Source organism: Streptomyces canarius, assembly GCF_014650735.1.
GTDB lineage: Bacteria > Actinomycetota > Actinomycetes > Streptomycetales > Streptomycetaceae > Streptomyces > Streptomyces olivaceoviridis.
In genome coordinates this window covers 32697-53140 of the sequence record NZ_BMVN01000018.1, presented here as the reverse complement: position 1 = coordinate 53140, position 20444 = coordinate 32697, and the positions used below count along the sequence as shown (strand labels likewise).

At 73.6% G+C, this 20444-nt stretch carries 22 protein-coding genes and 1 tRNA gene; 12 read left to right on the top strand and 11 right to left on the bottom strand.

What is annotated here, in order from left to right; translation table 11 throughout:
* Positions 1-48 precede the first annotated feature (48 nt).
* Entirely contained in the window at positions 49-1236 is a 1188-nt protein-coding gene (locus IE294_RS24590) for a thiolase family protein (protein ID WP_189889549.1), read from the bottom strand.
* A 163-nt stretch (positions 1237-1399) separates the two neighbouring features.
* Here IE294_RS24590 and IE294_RS24585 point away from each other — a divergent pair, with 163 nt between their 5' ends.
* The 5 genes from IE294_RS24585 to IE294_RS24565 all read left to right on the top strand — a co-directional run bounded on the left by IE294_RS24585 (position 1400) and on the right by IE294_RS24565 (position 4687).
* The gene (locus IE294_RS24585; protein WP_189889547.1) at positions 1400-2209 is read left to right on the top strand and encodes an alpha/beta hydrolase; all 810 of its coding nucleotides are present in this window, start codon (positions 1400-1402) and stop codon (positions 2207-2209) included.
* 84 nt (positions 2210-2293) lie between these two features.
* Positions 2294-2785, top strand: coding sequence for a Dps family protein (locus IE294_RS24580; RefSeq protein ID WP_189889545.1), 492 nt, complete (start codon positions 2294-2296; stop codon positions 2783-2785).
* Positions 2786-2817: 32 nt separating this feature from the next.
* Positions 2818-3162 (top strand): DUF3140 domain-containing protein, encoded by a 345-nt coding sequence (locus tag IE294_RS24575; protein WP_189889543.1) that lies wholly within the window; start codon positions 2818-2820, stop codon positions 3160-3162.
* Positions 3163-3174: 12 nt separating this feature from the next.
* Positions 3175-3822: an HhH-GDP family DNA glycosylase gene (locus IE294_RS24570; protein ID WP_189889541.1), complete on the top strand. Its 648-nt coding sequence runs from the start codon at positions 3175-3177 to the stop codon at positions 3820-3822.
* A 67-nt stretch (positions 3823-3889) separates the two neighbouring features.
* On the top strand, positions 3890-4687 hold the full coding sequence (locus IE294_RS24565) for an SAM-dependent methyltransferase (protein WP_189889539.1): 798 nt from the start codon (positions 3890-3892) through the stop codon (positions 4685-4687).
* On the opposite strand, the gene IE294_RS24560 is transcribed toward IE294_RS24565, so the two are convergent.
* Positions 4677-5552 (bottom strand): Cof-type HAD-IIB family hydrolase, encoded by an 876-nt coding sequence (locus tag IE294_RS24560; RefSeq protein ID WP_189889537.1) that lies wholly within the window; start codon positions 5550-5552, stop codon positions 4677-4679. The two genes, IE294_RS24565 and IE294_RS24560, sit on opposite strands and share 11 nt — an antisense overlap.
* Before the next feature lie 371 nt (positions 5553-5923).
* Here IE294_RS24560 and IE294_RS24555 point away from each other — a divergent pair, with 371 nt between their 5' ends.
* From IE294_RS24555 to IE294_RS24535, 5 genes are all read left to right on the top strand, one after another.
* Positions 5924-6736, top strand: coding sequence for an SAM-dependent methyltransferase (locus tag IE294_RS24555; RefSeq protein ID WP_189889535.1), 813 nt, complete (start codon positions 5924-5926; stop codon positions 6734-6736).
* Between the two features lie 39 nt (positions 6737-6775).
* Complete coding sequence (locus IE294_RS24550; RefSeq protein ID WP_189889533.1) at positions 6776-8179, top strand: type I glutamate--ammonia ligase; 1404 nt, start codon at positions 6776-6778, stop codon at positions 8177-8179.
* Between the two features lie 2 nt (positions 8180-8181).
* Positions 8182-9357: an amidohydrolase family protein gene (locus IE294_RS24545; RefSeq protein ID WP_189889531.1), complete on the top strand. Its 1176-nt coding sequence runs from the start codon at positions 8182-8184 to the stop codon at positions 9355-9357.
* Positions 9358-9364: 7 nt separating this feature from the next.
* Positions 9365-9901 carry an NUDIX hydrolase family protein gene (locus IE294_RS24540; protein ID WP_189889529.1) on the top strand — a complete coding sequence of 179 codons (537 nt, stop codon included), beginning with the start codon at positions 9365-9367 and terminating at the stop codon, positions 9899-9901.
* A gap of 147 nt (positions 9902-10048) precedes the next feature.
* On the top strand, positions 10049-10786 hold the full coding sequence (locus tag IE294_RS24535) for a hypothetical protein (protein WP_189889527.1): 738 nt from the start codon (positions 10049-10051) through the stop codon (positions 10784-10786).
* Positions 10787-10867: 81 nt separating this feature from the next.
* On the opposite strand, the gene IE294_RS24530 is transcribed toward IE294_RS24535, so the two are convergent.
* Positions 10868-10941: transfer RNA gene (locus IE294_RS24530), tRNA-Pro, on the bottom strand.
* A gap of 124 nt (positions 10942-11065) precedes the next feature.
* On the opposite strand from IE294_RS24530, the gene IE294_RS24525 reads away from it, so the two are divergent.
* Both IE294_RS24525 and IE294_RS24520 read left to right on the top strand, forming a co-directional pair.
* Positions 11066-11773, top strand: coding sequence for a thiamine pyrophosphate-binding protein (locus IE294_RS24525; RefSeq protein ID WP_189889525.1), 708 nt, complete (start codon positions 11066-11068; stop codon positions 11771-11773).
* Between the two features lie 22 nt (positions 11774-11795).
* On the top strand, positions 11796-12719 hold the full coding sequence (locus tag IE294_RS24520) for a transketolase family protein (RefSeq protein WP_189889523.1): 924 nt from the start codon (positions 11796-11798) through the stop codon (positions 12717-12719).
* Between the two features lie 716 nt (positions 12720-13435).
* Here IE294_RS24520 and IE294_RS24515 read toward each other — a convergent pair.
* The 8 genes from IE294_RS24515 to IE294_RS24480 all read right to left on the bottom strand — a co-directional run bounded on the left by IE294_RS24515 (position 13436) and on the right by IE294_RS24480 (position 20416).
* Positions 13436-14728 carry an MFS transporter gene (locus tag IE294_RS24515; RefSeq protein WP_189889521.1) on the bottom strand — a complete coding sequence of 431 codons (1293 nt, stop codon included), beginning with the start codon at positions 14726-14728 and terminating at the stop codon, positions 13436-13438.
* A gap of 125 nt (positions 14729-14853) precedes the next feature.
* A complete protein-coding gene (locus tag IE294_RS24510; RefSeq protein WP_189889519.1) occupies positions 14854-15213 on the bottom strand; it encodes an MmcQ/YjbR family DNA-binding protein in 360 nt (119 codons plus the stop codon).
* Between the two features lie 74 nt (positions 15214-15287).
* Positions 15288-15833 (bottom strand): GNAT family N-acetyltransferase, encoded by a 546-nt coding sequence (locus IE294_RS24505; protein WP_229917322.1) that lies wholly within the window; start codon positions 15831-15833, stop codon positions 15288-15290.
* On the bottom strand, positions 15830-16396 hold the full coding sequence (locus IE294_RS24500) for a helix-turn-helix domain-containing protein (protein ID WP_189889517.1): 567 nt from the start codon (positions 16394-16396) through the stop codon (positions 15830-15832). Before IE294_RS24500 ends, IE294_RS24505 begins: the two co-directional genes overlap by 4 nt.
* A 46-nt stretch (positions 16397-16442) precedes the next feature.
* Positions 16443-17345 carry a LysR family transcriptional regulator gene (locus tag IE294_RS24495; protein WP_189889515.1) on the bottom strand — a complete coding sequence of 301 codons (903 nt, stop codon included), beginning with the start codon at positions 17343-17345 and terminating at the stop codon, positions 16443-16445.
* Positions 17346-17375: 30 nt separating this feature from the next.
* Entirely contained in the window at positions 17376-18569 is a 1194-nt protein-coding gene (locus IE294_RS24490; protein ID WP_189889513.1) for a glycine C-acetyltransferase, read from the bottom strand.
* 45 nt (positions 18570-18614) lie between these two features.
* Positions 18615-19643 (bottom strand): L-threonine 3-dehydrogenase, encoded by a 1029-nt coding sequence (tdh, locus tag IE294_RS24485; RefSeq protein ID WP_014676226.1) that lies wholly within the window; start codon positions 19641-19643, stop codon positions 18615-18617.
* A gap of 197 nt (positions 19644-19840) precedes the next feature.
* Positions 19841-20416: a GAF domain-containing protein gene (locus tag IE294_RS24480; RefSeq protein ID WP_189889511.1), complete on the bottom strand. Its 576-nt coding sequence runs from the start codon at positions 20414-20416 to the stop codon at positions 19841-19843.
* Between the last annotated feature and the right edge of the window lie 28 nt (positions 20417-20444).

The window sequence follows — 20444 nt, the reverse complement described above, 5'->3', positions numbered from 1 at the left end:
CGGCTCGTGTACCGGATCCCCTTCAAGGGAGCCCCCGTTGAGGTAGCTCTAGTGCCTCTCGACCAGCACCGCGCTCCCCTGCCCCACGCCCACGCACATCGTCGCGAGCCCCCGCTGCGCGCCCGTGCGGCGCATCCGGTGCAGCAGGGTGGTGAGGATGCGGGCGCCGGAGCAGCCGAGGGGGTGGCCGAGGGCGATGGCGCCGCCGGTGGGGTTGACCAGGTCGGGGTCGATGCCCAGCTGGTCGACGCACGCGAGTGCCTGCGCGGCGAACGCCTCGTTGAACTCGGCCTCCTGGACGTCGCCGGTCTCCCAGCCGGCCCGGGCCAGCGCCTTGCGGGTGGCGGGGACCGGGCCGAGGCCCATCACGTCGGGGTGGACACCGGCGGAGGCGCCCGCGACGTAGCGTCCGAGGGACTGAAGCCCCAGCTCGTTCAGGGCCTCCTCGCTGACCAGCAGCAGGCCGGCCGCGCCGTCGTTCATCGGCGAGGCGTTGCCGGCGGTGACGGTGCCGTCTGCGCGGAAGACCGGCCTCAGCCGGGACAGTTTCTCCAGCGAGGTGTCCTCGCGGACGCACTCGTCCCGCTCGACCACGATGCCGTCGGGACGCTCGACGGGCAGGAGTTCGTCGTCGAAGTGGCCCTTTACGCGTGCGGCGGCGGCGAGCCGGTGGCTGCGCAGGGCGAACTCGTCCTGGCGCTCGCGCGGGATGCCGTACCGCGCGGCGACCTCCTCGGCGGTCTCGCCCATGGAGAGCAGGCCGTGCAGTTCCTTCATGGCGGGGTTGACCAGCCGCCAGCCGAGCCGGGTGTCGTGGGTCTCGATGCGCTGCGGCAGGGCCTCGTCGGGGCGGGGCAGGACGAAGGGGGCGCGGCTCATGGACTCGGAGCCGCCGGCGATCACGATGTCGGCCTCTCCGGCGGCGATGGTCCGGGCGGCGGTGGTGACGGCTTCGAGTCCGGAGGCGCACAGCCGGTTGACGGTGGCGCCGGGCACGGAGTCGGGCAGTCCGGCGAGCAGGGCGGCCATGCGGGCGACGTTGCGGTTGTCCTCGCCGGCCTGGTTGGCGGCGCCCCAGTAGACGTCGTCGATCCGGGCGGGGTCGAGCGCGGGCACGTCGGCCACCAGGTGGCGGATGACGGTCGCGGCCAGGTCGTCGGGGCGGACCGGGGAGAGGGCTCCGCGCAGCTTGCCGATGGGGGTGCGGCGGGCGGCCGCGAAGTGGACGGGACGCACGGCTGGGACTCCTGACCTACGACGCTGTGGATCAGCACGGACCTCGCGACAGCCTCTTTCGCTGCCCGGCAGCTTAATTAGCACTGCTAGTTTTGGACTATAGACCGCCGACCGCCCCACTGGGAAGATCCCCAGGACCTTCCCCGAGGCAGCTGGAGGAGAGATGTCCCACGTCCGCGAGCACGTCCTCGACGGCACGCACGGAGCCCTCGCCGTACGGGAGTGGCCGCACCCGGCCCCCCGTTGCCTGGCCCTCCTGGTGCACGGGTACGGCGAGCACGCCGGCCGGTACGCGGAACTCGCCGCCCGGCTCACCGGCTACGGCGCCGCCGTGTACGCGCCGGACCACACCGGCCACGGCCGCTCCGCGGGGGAGCGGGTGGTGATCGAGGACTTCGAGGACGTGGTCACGGACGTGCACACGGTGGCGGACTCGGCCCGCACCGCGCACCCCGGCCTGCCGCTGGTCATGGTGGGCCACTCCATGGGCGGGCTGATCGCGGCCCGCTACGCCCAGCGGTACGGCGACGGACTGAGCGCCCTGGTGCTGTCCGGCCCGGTGATCGGCGCCTGGGAACTGCCGGGGCGGCTGCTGGCCCTGGAGGAGATCCCGGACATCCCGATCAGCCCGTCCGCGCTCTCCCGGGACCCGGCCGTGGGTGCCGCGTACGCGGCCGATCCGCTCGTCTGGCACGGGCCCATGAAGCGGCCGACGCTGGAGGCGTTCGCCCGGACGCTGGACACCGTCGCCCGGGGCGGTGACGTCGGCGCCCTGCCGCTGCTGTGGCTGCACGGCGACGACGACCGGCTGGTGCCGCTGCCCGGGAGCCGCGTCGGCGTGGAACGGCTGAGCGGCGGCCGGCTGACCGGGCGGATCTTCCCGGGGGCGCGGCACGAGGTGTTCCACGAGACGTGCAAGGAGGACGTCTTCGCGGAGCTGCTGACCTTCCTGGACCGGGTACTGCCCCGCTGATCAGCCGGTTTGCTCCCCCACCCAGCGGGCACCCGCCCTGTCGGACATGACCGTGGACAGTTGCCGAAAGGGGATATACGGACCATGACCGTGGTCAAGAGCACGCTGCCCGAAGAGGCGCTCGGCGTCACCGGAACCGCCCTTCAGGAGACCCTGGTGGACCTGCTCGGGCTGTCGCTGATCGGCAAGCAGGCGCACTGGAACGTCGTGGGCCCGCGGTTCCGGTCGATCCACCTCCAGCTCGACGAGCTGGTCGCCACGGCCCGGAGCCACTCGGACACGGTGGCCGAGCGTGCCGCCGCGCTGGGCGTGCCGCCGGACGGCCGGCCGGAGACCATCGCCGCGAGCTTCGCGCTGCCGGGCGCCAAGGACGGCTGGCTGCGCGACACCGAGGCCGTGGAGCTGATGGTGTCGGCGCTGGAGGCGGCCATCGGCCGCCTGCGCGAGCGGATCGAGGCGACCGAGAAGGCCGACCCGGTCACCCAGGACCTGCTGATCTCCGTCACCGCCGACCTGGAGAAGCAGCGCTGGATGTTCGAGGCCGAGAACCACCCGCGCGACGGCGCCGCCCGCTAGTACACCCAGTCCCGCACGGAAGGGGGAGACCCATGGCCGACGCACTGGAGATCGAGGCGCTGTGGGAGGACTTCCACCGCGTGGTGAACATGACCTCCGCGGAACTCGCGGCCTGGCTGAAGGTCCGGGACGCCGGCGAGGAGACGGAACCACTGCCGGAGGAGGCGGGCACGCCCACCGGGCAGCATGTCCTCGCCATTCTCCAGAAGCGCCGTACCGACCTCACCGACGACGACGTCCGGGTCATGCACAAGGTCGTCGACACGGTCGGTGACCTGGCCGACCTGGAGAACGAACCCGAGCCGGAGAGCACGCCGCAGGACACCCGGCGCAGGCACCGGCTGATGACGCTGGGCCACGACCCGCTCAAGCCCTAGCCGGAGCGCACCATGGACCGGGACGAACGGGTCGTGCGCGAGCTGGTGTCCGAGTACGGGCGGACGTACGCCGAGGAGGCGGGCATCCGCCTGAAGGACACCCCGCAGCCGCTGTACCGGCTGCTCGTGCTGTCCCTGCTGCTCAGCGCCCGGATCCGGGCCTCCGTCGCGGTGGCCGCCGCCCGGGCCCTGCACGAGGACCACCTGGACAGCCCCCGCCGGATGGCCGGGGCCGACTGGCAGCGGCGGGTGGACGCGCTCGGCCGGGGCGGCTACCGCCGGTACGACGAGCGCACCGCGACCCAGCTCGGCGACGGCGCCGAGCTGCTGACCGAGCGCTGGGGCGGCGACCTGCGCCGACTGCACCGGGAGGCGGAGGGCGACGCCGGAGAGTTGAAGCGGCTGCTCCAGGAGGAGCCGGGCATCGGGCCGGCCGGCGCCGACATCTTCCTGCGCGAGGCGCAGCGGGTGTGGCCGGACGTCGCCCCCTACCTGGACGGCAAGGCGCTGTCCGGGGCCGGGCGGCTCGGCCTGCCGCAGGACCCGGAGAAGCTGACCGAGCTGGCCGGGGACACCCAACCGGCCGTCCTGGCCGCCGCGTTGGTCCGGGCGGCCCTCGACGAACAGGTGGCCGAAGACTGTCTGCGCCGGGCCGCTTGATCGTGTCGGACTGCTCCCCGCACGTCCCGGAGTGACCACCGGGGCCTGACGGCTGGAGGAGCGGCACGTGACGGGGACAGGCCCGCCGATCCAGGACGGCATCGACACGACCCGGCCGCATCCGGCCCGGGTGTACGACTGGTTCCTCGGCGGCAAGGACAACTACCCGGTCGACGAGGAACTGGGCCGGCGGATCGCGGCGATCGACGGGGGCGCCCCGAAGGCCGCCCGCGCGAACCGGGCGTTCATGCGCCGCGGCACGCGGATGCTCGCCACGGAGCGGGGGATCCGCCAGTTCCTGGACATCGGCACCGGCATACCCACCGAGCCGAACCTGCACCGGATCGCCCAGTCCGTGGCCCCCGACGCCCGCGTGGTGTACGTGGACAACGACCCCCTCGTGCTGGCCCACGCGAGCGCGCTGCTGCGCGGCACCCCGCAGGGCGTGACCGAGTACGTGCAGGCCGACGCCCGCGATCCGCACGCGATCCTCGACGAGGCCGCCCGCGTCCTCGACCTCGACCGCCCGGTGGCCCTCTCCCTCATCGCCCTGCTCCACTTCATCGCCGACGAGGACGGCGCCCACGACCTGGTGGACACCCTGGTCGGCGCGCTGGCGCCGGGCAGCTGTCTGGTGCTGTCGACCATGACCGCCGACTTCGAGCCGGAGAACGTCCGGCGGGGCATCGCGGCCTACGCGGCCGGCGGGGTCACCCTGGTGGCGCGTTCGCGGGCCGGCGTGGGCACCTTCTTCGAGGGGCTGCGCCTGCTGGAGCCCGGGATCGTGTCGGTGGCCGAGTGGCGGCCCGAGGAAGCGCCCGACGGGCCGATCTCGCTGTACGGCGGGGTCGCGGTCAAGCCCTGACGCCGTCGTAGGGCAGGTCCAGCACCCGGGCGACGGTCCGCAGTACGCCGTCGTCGTTGTTGGACGGGGCCAGGTGGCGGGCCCGCCGGATCACCTCGGGGTGGGCGCCCGCCATGGCGAAGGACCACTCGGCGGCGTCGAGCATCTCCAGGTCGTTCAGGTAGTCGCCGAACACCATGGTCTGGGCGGGCGTGATGCCGAGCGCCCGCTGGAGGCCGCGCAGGGCGGTGCCCTTGTCGGCGGTGCGGTTCATCACGTCCACCCAGTGCTCGCCGGAGACGACGACCTGGTGGGTCGCGGCGAACTCGGCGAGGGCCGGGGCGGTGGTGTGCTCGGCGGACCCGAAGTCGAACAGCGCCACCTTGATCATCTCGTCGTCCACGGCGGTGACGTCCTCGACGATCCGGTGCTCGACGTAGTACTTGCGCACCTCCGCAAGGAACGCCTCGTCGGTCCGCTCGACGTACGCCGCCCGCTTGCCGCAGACGACCGCGCCGACGTCCGCGCCGTCCGCGACCAGCCGCCGCGCCGCCCGGGCCACCCCGGCGGCGACGGACCGGTCCAGCGGGTCGGAACTCAGCTCCACGCCGTCGCGGACCACGTACGTGCCGTTCTCCGCGATGAAGACCATGCCCTCGGCGACCTCCTCGAACTGCCGGAAGAGGGTGGCGTACTGGCGTCCGCTCGCCGGGCTGAACAGCACCCCGCGGCGGCGCAGTTCGGCGAGCATCGGCCACAGCCCGTCAGAAATCCGCTTGGCGTCGTCCAGCAGCGTGCCGTCCATGTCGGTGACGATCAGCCGGATGTCGGCGGGGCCCGCGGGCAGGCCGGAGGCGTCGAGGAGGGGCGTGGGCGTGGCGGGCATGTCCTGCTTCCGGTCGGGGGCGGGGATACCGGTCCAGTGTTCCTCATGCGCCTCGGGGACCCGGAACCGCCCGGGGCCGGGGCGCACGGCTGTCCGGAACCGCCGAGGGCGAAACGTCTGCCCTGGAACCGCCGCGGGCCAGGGCGCCCGGCCGGCCGGAACCGCCGATGCGGGACGCAGACCGCCCGGAAACCGCCGAGGGCGAAACGTTCGGCTGCACCCGCCGGGGGCCGAAGTCCGGCCCTCCCCGAACCGCCCGGGGCCGGGGCGCACGGCTGTCCGGAACCGCCCACCGTGCCCGTTTCCCGGGACAGCGCGATCACCGGGGGGCACAATGACGGCGGAGAACCGCACGTGAGAAGGGCGGACAGGTGAGCGAGGTCGACTCCCCGGGGGCCGGATCGGCACGGCTGGACACCAGCGTGGCGCACAACGCCCGAGTCTGGAACTACTGGATCGGTGGCAAGGACCACTACGAGATCGACCAGCGCGTGGGCGATCGGATCGCCGGCATGTTCCCGGTGATCCGGGCGGTGGCGCGCGCGGACCGGGAGTTCCTGGGACGGGCGGTGCGCTTCCTGGCCGCCGAGCGGGGCATCCGGCAGTTCCTCGACATCGGCACCGGCCTGCCGACGGCCGACAACACGCACGAGATAGCGCAGCGGATCGCCCCCGAGTCCCGGATCGTGTACGTCGACAACGACCCGATCGTGCTCGTGCACGCCCGCTCGCTGCTCACCAGTTCCCCGGAGGGTGTCACGGACTACGTCGACGCCGACGCGCACGACCCGGACGGCATCATGCGACGGGCCGCCGAGACCCTGGACCTGACCCGGCCGGTGGCGGTGCTGATGCTGGGCATCCTCAACTTCGTGCTGGACACCGACGAGGCCCGGGACATCGTGCGCCGGCTGATGGCGGCGGTGCCCGCCGGCAGCCACCTGGTCCTCACCCACCCGACGGACGACCGTGACGTGGGCGGCGAGGGCAACGTGGCCGCCATGGAGTTCTGGAACGCGCACGCCACCCCGCCGATCACCGCCCGCGGCCGTGCCGAGATCGCCGGATTCCTGGAGGGCCTGGACCTGGTGGAGCCGGGACTGGTGCCGTGCTCGCAGTGGCGCGCCGAGTCGGCGTCCGCCGCACCGGTGCCGCAGTTCGGCGCGGTGGCCGTGAAACCCTGACCCCGGCCGCGCGCGGGCCGGGCCCGCCGAGGAGGACGCATGACGACTTTCGCCGACCCCGTGCCCGGCGGCCGTCCCGGGGACCTGCGCCGGGTCGCCGGCCTCACCGCCGAGCTGGCCGCGCAGGGCGTGCGCGGCATCGTGCTGGCGTACGTGGACACCGCGGGCGTCTGCCGGGTGAAGACGATCCCCACCGGGCGGCTGGAGGCGGCCGTGTCGTGGGGCGTCGGCATGTCCCCGGTGTTCGACACCTTCCTCGCGCACGACTCGATCGTCACCACCGACGTGCTCGGCTCCCCCGACGGCGACCTCAGGCTCTACCCGGACCTGGACCGGCTGGTGGCGCTGGCCGGGCAGCCCGGCTGGGCGTGGGCGCCGGTGGACCGGATCACCCAGGAGGGCGCCCGGCACCCCGGCTGTGCCCGGACCTTCCTGCGCCGGATCGTCGCCGGCGCCGCCGAACGGCACGGCCTCGCCTTCAAGGCGGCGATCGAGATCGAGTGGTCCGTCGGGCTGGACTCGGCGCCCGCCGGGGAGTTCGTACCGGCCGTCTCCGGCCCGGCGTACGGCGCGATCCGGCAGGTCGGGCTGAGCGACTACACCGCCGATCTGCTGGCCGCGTGCGCCGCGCAGGGCGTGGACGTCGACCAGTTGCACCCCGAGTACGCGCCCGGACAGTTCGAGATCTCGGTGGGCGCCCGGGATCCGGTGGCGGCGGCGGACCTCAGTGTGCTGGTCCGGCAGACGATCCGGGCGGTGGCCCAGCGGCACGGTCTGCGGGTGTCGTTCGCGCCCGCGGTGTCCGCCGAGGGCGTCGGCAACGGCGGCCACCTGCACCTGTCCTGCTGGCGCGACGGCGTCAACCTGCACGCCGGCGGCGAGCGCCGGTACGGCATGACGGCCGAGGCGGAGTCCTTCGCGGCCGGGGTCCTCGCCCACCTCCCGGCCCTGACGGCGGTCACCGCCCCCAGCCCGGCCAGCTACCTGCGGCTGAAGCCCTCCCAGTGGGCCGGTGTCTTCACCGCCTGGGGCCGCGAGACCCGCGAGGCCGCCCTGCGGATGATCACGGGCACGGCGGGCCGCCACGACCAGGACGCCAACATGGAGGTCAAGCCCGTCGACCTGGCCGCCAACCCGTATCTCGCCCTCGGCTGTGTGATCGCCGCCGGACTCGACGGCGTCACGGCGGCCCGCACGCTGCCCGACGAGATCACCGGCGATCCGGCCCGCCACGGCCCCGACGAGGCGGCGGCCCTGGGCGTGCGGCGGCTGCCGCGGTCGCTGCCGGAGGCGGTGGAGGAGTTCCGCGCAGACCCGGTGCCGCGGGCCGCGCTGGGCCCGGTCCTCGCGGACGCGGTGATCGCCGTACGGCTCGGTGAGGCGGCGGCCGTCGACGGACTCGGCCCCGACCAGGTGGCGGCGGCCTACCGCTGGACGTACTGACCATGGCCGCACCCGGACCGGTCCACGAGGCCCTCGCCGCGCTGCCGCTGGTCGACCACCACTGCCACGGCGCCGTCACGGCCGACCTGAGCGGCACGGAGTTCGCGTCCCTGCTCACCGAGGGCGCGGCCTGGCCGGACGTCTCGCCGTTCGACAGCCCGGTCGGCCTGGCCGTCCGCCGCCACTGCGCGCCCCTGCTGGACCTCCCCCGGCACACGCCGCCCGCCGACTACGTGGCCCGGCGTGCCGAGCTGGGCTGGCGGGAGGTCAACCGCCGCTTCCTGACGGCGGCCGGAGCCGGGGTGTTCTGCGTGGACACCGGCTACGCCCCGCACCCCGTCACCACCCCCGCCGAACTGGCGTCGGCCGCCGGCACCGCCGCCTGCGAGGTCGTACGGCTGGAGCAGATCGCGGAGTCGGTGGCGGCGCGGGGCGTGGAGGCGGGCGAGTACGCGGCCGTGTTCCGCACCACCGCCGAGGAGGCCGTACGACGGCCGGGCGTGGTGGCGGTGAAGTCGGTCGCGGCGTACCGCACGGGTTTCGCCCTGGACCCGGAGCGCCCGGCCGGGGCCGAGGTGACGGAGGCCGCCCGGCGCTGGCTGGGGCGGGGCGGACGCCTCACGGACCCGGTCCTGGTCCGGCACCTGCTGTGGACCGCCGTGGAGCTGGGGCTTCCGCTGCAACTGCACACCGGCTTCGGCGACGCGGACGTACGGCTGCACCGCGCGGACCCCGCCCTGCTCACCGACTGGCTGCACCGGACCGCCGGCACGATCCCGGTGCTGCTGCTGCACTGCTGGCCGTACCACCGCCAGGCCGCCTATCTGGCCGCGGTGTTCGAGCAGGTGTACCTGGATGTCGGACTCGCCCTGCACTACACCGGCCCGGCCCGGTGCCGGGCGGTGCTGGAGGAGGCGCTGGAGATCACCCCGTTCCGCAAACTGCTGTACAGCTCCGACGCCTATGGTGTGTCCGAGTTCCACCACCTGGGTGCCCTGTGCTTCCGGCAGGGCCTCGCCGATCTGCTGCAAGAGCGCGTGGACGCCGACGAGTTCAGTCTTGCCGACGCCCTGCGGATCGCGGCCTGGACGGGCCGCGACAACGCCCGCCGACTGTACGGACCGCCCGTATCCGAACCGGCCCGCGATTCCAGCGGGCGCCCCACCCGGAAAGTATGATCAAGCAATGTCTGACATGACCGAGACCACGCCCGGCTGGCTGACCACGGACGAGTTGGAAATGGCCAGGGCCCGGATGCCGATCCTGTACGTCGAGGCCGTGCCCGTGCGCGTGGACGACAGCGGTGAAGTCACCAGTATCGGGGTGCTGCTGCGCATCGGCCCGGACGGCACGGTCAGCCGGACCCTGGTCTCCGGCCGGGTGCTGCACCACGAGCGGGTCCGCGACGCGCTGCTGCGCCACCTGGAGAAGGACCTCGGCCCGGTCGCCCTGCCGCGCGTCCCTGCCTCGCTCCAGCCGTTCACGGTCGCGGAGTACTTCCCGACGGCGGGCATCACGCCGTACCACGACCCGCGCCAGCACGCGGTGTCGCTGGCCTACATCGTGCCGGTGACCGGCGACTGCCGGCCCCGCCAGGACGCGCTGGACCTCGTCTGGTTCAGCCCCCAGGAGGCCGCCTCGCCGGCGGTGCAGAACGAGATGCCGGGCGGCCACGGGGTGCTGCTGAAGCAGGCGCTGGCGCACGTGGGCCTGGCCTTCTGACCGACCGTCACCGGCACCCCGATCCGCCCGGCCCAGAAAGAGGAAGCGACTATTCCACAATTCCCGGGAAACCGGAGTTCCACGGCGGCCGTCACGAGGTGAAAGGCCGCCCAGGAATTACAGCAGGTTTCCCGGGAAGGGTTTTCCATGTCTGTGAGCCGCACGTTGGCCGCTTCCGTGATCTGTGCGACCGCCGCCATAGGCGCCGCGGGATGCTCGGACGACGAATCGTCGGATCAGCCGTTCAAGGGGCAGAGCGCGGACCAGGTGGCCGCCAAGGCGGTGACCGCCACCCGGAACGCCGCATCGCTGCGCATGGCCGGCAAAGTGTCCGCGGAAGGGCAGCCCCTGACGGTCGACTTCCACGTCGACACCCAGAAGAACTGCAAGGGCCGGATGGCCATGGAACAAGGCTCGGCCGACGTCGTCCACGCAGGCCAGGCGACGTACGTCAAGGGCGACGAGGAGTTCTGGGCCAACGCCGCCAAGGGCTCGGCCGGCCGGCAGAAGCAGGCCCGGGCGCTGAGCGGCCGCTGGGTGAAGGTACCGGTCGGCGACGCCCGTACGACGGGGCTGTGCGACAAGCAGGGATTCCTGGCCGACATGGACAGCGACAAGTCCGAGCGCAAGGGAATGACGAAGGGCGACGTCACCACGGTCAACGGCCGGAAGGCGATCGCCCTGGAGAAAAAGAAGGGCGGCGGCGAAACCGTCACCATGTACGTCGCCACGGAGGGAAAGCCGTACATTCTCAAGCTCGACCAGTCCGGCGGCGAGAATCCCGGCACGGTCGTCTTCTCGGACTACGAGAAGCCGGTCAAGGCGGCGCCCCCGCCGGCGGGACAGGTGATCGACGCGACCAAGGGCGACAAGGCGGCTTCCTGACCCGTGGGAAGAATCCCTCGAACGTTTGAGGGCCGGTCCCGGATGTCTCCGGAACCGGCCCTCACCGGCGACTCTCACAAGTCGGGACGACAGGATTTGAACCTGCGACCCCTTGACCCCCAGTCAAGTGCGCTACCAAGCTGCGCCACGTCCCGGTGCCGTTTGACCTGGGGTTTCCCCGGCCGAACGCGCAGGGAAACAATACCGCACTCGGCTCGGTGGTCGCGCGCCCCTTTCCCGGTTGACCTCAAGTTTGATTGAGGTTGCACGATCGTCGGCATGACGACCGCAACGGACCAGAGCCGTACGTACGGCTACGACGACCTGCCCCGGCTGCTGGGGCTGATGACCGGCGACGAGAAGCACGGACCGGCCGCCACGTCCACGCTCGACGTGTTGTGGGTGCTCTACGACCGGGTGCTCCGGGTCGCTCCGGAGCGGCGGGACGACCCGGCCCGGGACCGCTTCCTGCTGAGCAAGGGGCACGGGCCCATGGCGTACTACGCCGTGCTGGCCGCGAAGGGGTTCGTGCCCGTCGAGTGGCTGCCGGGCTTCGGGTCCTACGACTCCCCGCTCGGGCACCACCCGGACCGGGTGCTGGTGCCGGGGGCCGAGATCGGCAGCGGCTCGCTCGGGCACGGGCTGCCGATCGCCGTGGGCACCGCGCTGGGCCTGCGGGCGCAGGGCCGGCCCGATCCGGCGGTCTGGGTGCTGATCGGGGACGCCGAGCTCGACGAGGGCAGCAACCACGAGGCGATCGCCTTCGCGGGGCCCGCCGGGCTGGACCGGCTGCACACCGTCGTGATCGACAACTCCTCCGCCAGCCACGCGCTGCCCGGCGGGATCGCCGCCCGGTTCGAGGCCGCGGGCTGGTCCGCCGTGACCGTCGACGGGCGCGACCACGAGGCGCTGTACGCCGCGTTCACCGCGCCGCATCCCGGGCGGCCGCATGTCGTCGTGGCCCGCGTCGAGCCGAAGAACGCCTGACTTCCCCGAAAGGGTCTTTTCGATGGACACCATGCGTGACCGTTTCGCCCCCGTCGTCTCCCGGCTGCTGGAGGAGGACCCCCGGGTCGCGGTCGTCCTCGCCGAGATCGGCCGGGACGGGTTCCGCGAGGCCGAGCGCCGGCACCCCGACCGGGTGATCAACGTCGGCATCCGCGAACAGCTGCTGGTCGGCGCGGCGGCGGGGCTGGCGCTCACCGGGCTGCGGCCGATCGTGCACACCTTCGCCAGCTTCCTCGTGGAGCGGCCGTTCGAGCAGGTCAAGCTGGACCTGGGGCATCAGGGCACGGGCGCGGTGCTGGTGAGTGCCGCCGCCTCCTTCGACTGGCCGGCCGGCGGCTTCACGCACATGGCCCCGGGCGACGTGGCCCTCCTCGACACGCTGGACGGCTGGACCGTACATGTGCCCGGACACCCGGACGAGGCCGAGACGCTGCTGCGCCACGCGGTCGCGGCGGGCGACGACCGGGTGTACGTACGGCTGTCCGTGCAGTCCAACCGGCAGGGGCGGGTCACCGACGGCCGACGCTTCGTCACCGTCCGTGAGGGCCGCTCGGGAGTGGTCGTCGCCGTGGGCCCGATGCTGGACGCGGTCCTCGCGGCGACGCAGGGCCTGGACGTGACCGTGCTGTACGCGACGACCGTACGACCGTTCGACGCGGCCGGGCTGCGCCGGGCGACTCAGGCGGCGGGCACCGACGTCGTGCTGGTCGAGCCGTACCTGGCCGGGACGTCGACGGCCGCGGTGAGCGAGGCACTCACCGATGTCCCGCACCGGGTGCTCGGCCTCGGCGTCGCCCGCCGCGAACTGCGCCGCTACGGGACGGTCGAGGAACATGTGGCCGCCCACGGCCTGGACGCGGCGACCTTGCGGGAACGGATCGGGCACTTCATGGACGCGGGCCGGGTGACGGCGGAACGCGGGTGAGCGCCGACGCGAGGGGGGCGTGGCGGGGGGCCAGGTCGGCGCCCACGGCCCAGGCCGCCGACGAAGCCACACGTGCAAGGGCCGGCGAGGAGGCGGTCCCATCGGCGCCACGCGTGAAGCCTGGCACTCAAGGTCCGGCGCAGACGGTCCCCTCGACCCGGACCAGGCCACGCGTGCAGCCTCGCGGCGAGTGCGGTCGCGGCGGTCCCGACCAGATCGCGCCGACCCCCGCGCTCGGGGCCGACGAAGGCGATCCCTCGGACCGGACGAGGACAGGCGTGAAGCTGCGCGCTCAAGGTCCGGCGCAGACGGTCCCCTCGACCCGGACCAGGGCACGGGTGAAGCCTCGCGCTCAGGCTCGGGCGGAGGTGGCCCCGTCGGCACAGGCCACGTCGCGCCCTCATGCTCGCCGTCACGGGGCGACGGTGGTCCTGTCGGCCTGGACGGGGCGCGGGCGAGCCCGCTCGCGCAGCGGTACGGCGAGTGCGGTCGCGGCCGTCCCAGCCACATCGCGCAGACCCCCGCACTCAGACGAGCCCCCGCGCTCGGGGCCGACGAAGGCGATCCCTCGGGCCGGGCCAGGGCACATCCGGCCCCGTGCGCGGAGCGCGGTCGGCGCGGTGGTGGCTCGCACAGTGCGCGCCCGGCCCGCGCACCCACGTTGCCGTGGAGGACGGTCGCGTCGGCACGGAGCAGGGGCGTGCCCGGCCCTCTTCTCACGCTGCGGCGGATGCCGTCGCGTCGGCCCGGGTCAGGTCGCGTATCGGGGGGATCGTCAGCAGGATGGCGGCCACCGCCAGGCTCACCGCCGCCGCGGTCAGCAGGACGTGGCCGGCGCCCAGGGATCCGGCCGCCGGGCCCGCGAGGGCCTGGCCGACCGGCATCATGGCGAGGGAGCCGGCCACGTCGTAGGCGTGGATGCGGTTGAGGACGTCGGCCGGGACCTGGGTCTGCACGGTGGTCGCCCACATCACGCCCCAGAACGACATCCCGGCGCCGGCGACCGCGGCCCCGGCCGCCATGGCCGGTACGCCGAGGCCCGCCCCGACGGTCGCGGGGAAGCCGAAGAAGGCGAAGAGGGAGAGCGCGCCCGCGCGGAGCATGCGGCGGGGGCGCAGCCGCAGGGCGAGCAGGCCGCCGACCACCGTGCCCGCGCCGAGGGCCGAGTTGACCAGGCCGTAGGCGCCGGGGCCGTGGTGCCGGACGACCTCGGTGGCCACCAGCGGCACGGTGGGGCCCCATACGGCGATCATGTAGAGGCACCAGACGGCGATCACCCCCCACAACCAGGCACGGGAGCGGAACTCCCGCCAGCCGTCGACGAGATCGGTGCGGAAGGCACGCAGGGCGGACCCTGCGGCGGCGCGGCCGGCGACGGGGAGCGGGCGCAGCCGGAGCAGCAGCAGGCACAGGGCGCTGAGCCCGTAGGTGGCGGCGTGCGCGGCGAAGACCCCGCCGGGCGAGGCGAGGCCCACCAGGACGCCGGCGACGGCGGGACCGGCGAGCTGGGCGGCGGACTCGGCGATGCGGATGGCGCCGTTGGCGCCCTGGATGTCGGTGGCGAGGCGGGGCACGGTGCTGGCCACGCCGGGCTGGAAGACCGCGCCGGCCACGCCGTTGACGACGCCGATGGCGCAGATCTGCCACAGCACCACGTGCCCGGTGAAGAACAGGCCCGCGGCGAGGGACTGGGTACCGAGCCGGACGAGGTCGGCGCCGATCATCAGCCTGCGGGTGCTGAACCGGTCGGCGATGACCCCGCCGAAGACGACCAGTCCCGCGAACGCGGCGGCCGTGGAGGCCATGGCGAGGCCGACCGCACCCGCGCCGTACCCGTGTTCCAGCAGGCCGGCGGCGAGGGCGACGGGCAGCATGGTGTCGCCGAGGCGGGCGACGGCCCGGGCCACGAAGAAGAGTCCGAAGTCCCGCGACCAGACCGCCGGGGCACCGGCCGCCGTCTCCCGCACACCCTGGCCGACGACATCCCGCCGCGCGTCCGTTCCGGTCATCCCGAGCGCTCCCCTCCCCGGCCGGGCCGCTCCCCCGCCCGTGCCGTTCCCCCGCCGTGTCCCGGCCGCTCCCTGCCCGCCGAGGCGGGATCATGCCACCCCCCCGGCCGCGCCCGCCGGGCTTTTCAGCCCCCGGCCGGAAACCCCAGCTCCGGGTGGGCGTCGAGGAGTCGGGGCGGTGCGGCCTGGCGCCAGGAGTCGGCCAGGATGTCCCGCAGCTCCTCCTCGTCCTCCAAGGCGGCGAGTCTCGCTCTCACCCAGGCGAACTGCGCCTCGTGGCCGGCGATCCAGAACTTCTCCGGCTCGGCCAGCACCAGTTCGTCGCGCTCCTCCTTGGGGCAGCGCACGGCGAGGGACGTCTCGTCCTCGGGGAGGGTCGCGAACATCTTCCCGGCGACCCGGAACGTGGGCATGCTCCAGGCGGTCTTCTCCGTCGTGTCCGGCAGGGACAGGGCGATTCGGCGTACGTCGTGTGCATCCGGCATGCCACGCACGGTAGCCCCTGCCACTGACAGTCACCCGTCCCAGCCGTCCTCCTGCCAGCCACACCCGCCGACCGTCATCCTCCGAGCCGCTTGTAGTACAGCGTCGTCGGCCGCAACACGCCCGCCGGGCTCGCCGCGTAGTCGGGGATGGTCCCGGCCCTGGTCCAGCCGGCCGAGCGGTACAGGTCCTCGGCGGGGCTGCCCGTCTCGGTGTCGAGGTGGAGCAGGGTACGGCCGTCGGCCGCGGCGGCCTGTTCGGCGGTGGTGAGGAGCCGGCGGCCGAGGCCCTGTCCGCGCGCGCAGCGGTGCACCATCAGCTTGACCAGCTCCGCGCGGTGCCGGCTGTTCGGCTTGTCGGGGTGGGCCAGGCCGACCGTGCCGGTCACCCGGTCCCCGGGGTCCAGGGCCGCCCACACGGCGAGCCGTCCCGCCGCCGCGGCCTCCGCCCGCTCCCGCCACCAGGCGACCGCCTCCGCGTGGCCGAGCGGCGCGAGGAAGCCGACGGAGGCGCCCGAGGCCACGGTGTCGGCCAGCAGTGCCGCCAAGTCGTCGGCGCGGTCGCGCACTCGGGTGCCGTCCCAGCGCTCCACCCTCGTCGCCGCATCCCCGCGAGCCCTCATGGCCGTACCACCGCCAGCACGTACCGCGCCTCGCCCGGACCGGCGCAGCGGAAGCGGGTCGCGCCGGTCACCCGCATCCGCAGGCAGTCCCCCGCGCCGAGCCGGTGCGCCCGGTCCCCTACGGTCACCTCCAGGGCTCCCTCCAGCAGCCAGAGGTGCTGTTCCAGGCCGGGCACGGGCGGGCGGTCGTAGGCGATGTCCGCGCCCGGGGTGAGCCGGCCCTCGACCAGTTCGCCGCGCAGTCCGGTGTGCGGCGGGGACACGGACCGGCGGACGAAGCCGGAGGCACGGTCCTGCCACACCTGCTGGTCGGCGGCCCGGACCAGCGGGGCCGGTGCCGCCTCGACCTCGCTGAGCAGCTGGGACATGGTGCGGCCGTAGACGTGGCAGAGCCGGTTCAGGAGGGCGGCGGTGGGGCTGGTCTCCGCGCGTTCGGCGCGCGACAGGGTGGACCGGCTGACCCCGCTGCGCTCCGCCAGCTCGCCGAGGGACCAGCCGTGCTGGGCGCGCAGTTCGGCGAGCCGGGCGCCGATGAGGAGATCGACAGCGTCCTCGTTTCTCATATCCGGGACGCTATCCCGGATATGAGACGCCCCTGTTACGGACGCCTCACGCCTGCGCCGCCTCGCCGAGCGCCTCCAGCACCGGGCGGATCAGCGGGTGCCCTTCGGCGCCCCGGCGGACGGCGGCGAAGACCCGGCGGGTCGGGGCGACGCCGTCGACGGGCCGGACGACCACGCCGGCGAGGTCCATGCCGCGCAGCGCGGAGCGCGGGACGAGGGCCACGCCCGCGTCGGCCGAGGCGAGCGCGACGACGGCCCGGAAGTCGTCGGAGGAGTGCTCCAGGCGCGGCTGGAAGCCGGCGCTCTCGCAGGCGAGGACGACCACGTCATGGCAGGGGTTGCCGGGGTAAGGCCCGATCCAGGGGTCCTTGGCCAGCTCGGCGAGGGGGACCTCGGGGGCGTCCGCCAGGCGGTGCCCGAGGGGTACGACGGCGTCGAACGGCTCGGCGTAGAGCGGGACGTGGGTCAGGCGGGGGTCGTCGGCGGACGGCGCGCCCCGGTACTCGACGGCGACCGCGACGTCGACCTGCCGGTCCAGGACCATCGGCAGGCTGGCGTCGCCCTCCGCGTCCTGCACACGGATCTTTATGCCGGGCGCGTGGTGGGCGAGGCGGGCCACGGCCGGGGCCACGACCTGGGCGATGCCGGTCGCGAAGGCGGCCACGGTGACCGTGCCCGCCTCGCCCGAGCCGTAGGCGGCCAGTTCGGCCTCGGCCCGCTCCAGCTGGGCGAGGACCACGTTGGTGTGGCTGAGCAGGATCTCGCCCGCCGGGGTGAGCCGTACGCCCTTGGCGCCGCGCTCGACGAGGCGGTGGCCGGTCTCCTGCTCCAGGGCCGTCAGCTGCTGGGAGACGGCGGAGGGGGTGAGGTAGAGCGCGGCGGCAGCCGCGGTGACCGTGCGGTGGTCGGCCACCGCACGGAGGATGTGGAGCCGCCGTGCCTCGATCATGCCCCCATTATCCCAGGGCGTCCGTCCTGGTCAGGCCGCCAGCTCGGCGCGCGCCGCGACGAACGCGTCGACCGCGCGGTCGACGTCGGCCGTGGAGTGCGCGGCGGACAGCTGGACGCGGATGCGGGCCTGGCCCTGCGGCACGACCGGGTAGGAGAAACCGATCACGTAGACCCCGCGCTCCAGCAGCAGCTCGGCCATCCGGGCCGCCTCGGCCGCGTCACCGATCATGACGGGGGCGATGGCGTGGTCGCCGGGGAGGATGTCGAAGCCCTCCTCGGTCATCCGGCGGCGGAACAGCGCGGTGTTCTCGGCGAGCCGGACGCGCAGGTCGTCGGCGGACTCCAGCAGGTCGAGGACCTTCAGGGAGGCTGCCGCGATCACCGGGGCGAGCGTGTTGGAGAACAGGTAGGGGCGGGAGCGCTGGCGCAGCAGGGCGACGATCTCGGCGCGGGCGGCGACGTAACCGCCGGAGGCGCCGCCGAGGGCCTTGCCGAGGGTGCCGGTGATGATGTCGACGCGGTCCATGACGCCGTGCAGCTCGGGGGTGCCGCGGCCGGTCGGGCCGACGAAGCCGACGGCGTGCGAGTCGTCGACCATGACCATCGCGTCGTAGCGGTCGGCGAGGTCGCAGATCTCCGCCAGGGGCGCCACGTAGCCGTCCATGGAGAACACGCCGTCGGTGACGATCAGGCGGCGCCGGGCGTCGGACGCCTCCTTGAGCTTGGCCTCAAGGTCCGCGAGGTCGCGGTTGGCGTAGCGGAAGCGGCGGGCCTTGGACAGCCGGATGCCGTCGATGATGGAGGCGTGGTTGAGGGCGTCGGAGATCACCGCGTCCTCCTCGCCGAGCAGGGTCTCGAAGACACCGCCGTTGGCGTCGAAGCAGGAGGAGTACAGGATCGTGTCCTCCTGGCCGAGGAACGCCGACAGCCGGGCCTCCAGCTCCTTGTGCACCTCCTGGGTGCCGCAGATGAAGCGGACGGAGGCCATGCCGTAGCCCCAGCGGTCCAGGGCCTCGTGGGCGGCGGCGATCACGTCGGGGTGGTCGGCGAGGCCGAGGTAGTTGTTGGCGCAGAAGTTGAGGACCTCGCCGGGGCGGCCACCGGCGGTGACGTTCACGGTCGCGGACTGCGGGGTGCCGATGACCCGCTCGGGCTTGTGCAGGCCGGCGGCGCGGATCTCGTCGAGGGTGGCGCGCAGGTCGTCGCGGACGGTGTCGAACATGAGGGTGCTCCTGAAATACCTGAAGGTGCTTGCGGGCGAAGGGGGTTACGCGGTCCAGTCCAGGATGACCTTGCCGCCCTTGCCGCTCGCGGCGTCGGCGAAGGCCGCCTCGAAGTCGCGGTAGTCGTACCGGCCGGTGATCACGGGGGCGAGGTCCAGGCCGCCCTCCAGCAGCACCGACATCGCGTACCAGGTCTCGAACATCTCACGGCCGTAGATGCCCTTGATGGTGATCATCGAGGTGACGATCCGGGCCCAGTCCACCGGGAACTCCTCGGCGGGCAGGCCGAGCATGGCGATCCGGCCGCCGTGCGTCATGTTCGCGATCATGTCGCGCATGGCCTCGGGCCGGCCGGACATCTCCAGGCCGATGTCGAAGCCCTCGCGCAGCCCCAGTTCGCGCTGTCCGTCGGCGATGGTGGACTCGGCGACGTTCAGGGCCAGGCTCACCCCTATCTTGCGGGCGATCTCCAGGCGCTCCTCGCTGACGTCGGTGACGACGACGTTGCGGGCGCCCGCGTGCCGTGCCACGGCGGCGGCCATCAGGCCGATCGGGCCCGCGCCGGTGATCAGCACGTCCTCGCCGACCAGCGGGAAGGAGAGCGCGGTGTGCACGGCGTTGCCGAACGGGTCGAAGATCGCGGCGACGTCGAGGTCGACGGGGACGCGGTGCACCCAGACGTTGGACGCGGGCAGGGCGACGTACTCGGCGAACGCGCCGTCGCGGCCGACGCCGAGGCCGACGGTGGCCCGGCACAGGTGGCGGCGGCCGGCCAGACAGTTGCGGCACTTGCCGCACACCAGGTGGCCCTCGCCGCTGACCCGGTCGCCGATGCGGATGTCGGTCACGTCCCGCCCGGTCTCGACGACCTGCCCGACGAACTCGTGGCCCAGCACGAGCGGGGTCCGGATCGTCTGCCGGGCCCAGCCGTCCCAGGACCGGATGTGCAGATCGGTGCCGCAGATACCGGTCCGCATGACCTTGATCAGGACATCACCGGGGCCGATGGCGGGCTCCGGGACGTCCGTCAGCCAGAGTCCCGGCTCCGCCTTCTCCTTGACCAGCGCCTTCAACGCTACGGCTCCTGTGGGTGAGGCCCGGCCCGCGGGCACGCCGAAGCAGCCCGCACCGGGTCAGAGGGGTGGAATCACCCTGCAATCTGCCGTACGCGGGAGCCGGGGTCCATCGAGCTTTTCTTAACCGGCGCCTCAGCTTTCCTACACGCCCCCCGAAAACTCCCGTCACGGCGCCCCGCTCGGTGTCCTACGCGTCACAGGGGCAGACCGTCCTGCGTACTCCGTTCGAGGCGTACGACGAGATCGGCGGCGAGCGCCTTGATGGTCTCCAGGCCGGCCCTGCCCCACGCGCGGGGCGTTGTGTCGGCCGCGCACACGGTGCCGAGCGCCATGCCGGAGCTGTCGATGAGCGGGGCGCCGAGGTAGGAGCGGATGCCGTACCCGTCGACGACCGGATTGCACGCGAAGCGCGGGTAGTCGCCGACGTCCTCCAGGACGAGTGCCTTACGGCGGACCACCACATGGGGGCAGAAACCATGGTCGCGCGGCAGCACCCGGCCGATCTCGGCCCTGGTGCCGTCGTCCCGCACGACCGGGGAGGTGGCCGGGGCGCTCAGGCCCGCGAAGAACTGGTGCTCCTCGCCGATGAAGTTGACCATCGCGTAGGGCGCGCCGGTGAGCTGCGCGAGGTGGCCGGCGAAGGCGTCGAGCGCGGGGTCGGGCCGGTCCGCCAGGCCGAGCCGGCGCAACCGGTGGACGCGGGCGGGGGCCTCCTTGTCCTCGGGGGTGAGCAGCAGGCCCCGGACCGGCCGGGGCGGCTCGTAGCTCATGGCCGGGCTCCGTCGCTGTGGGCGTACC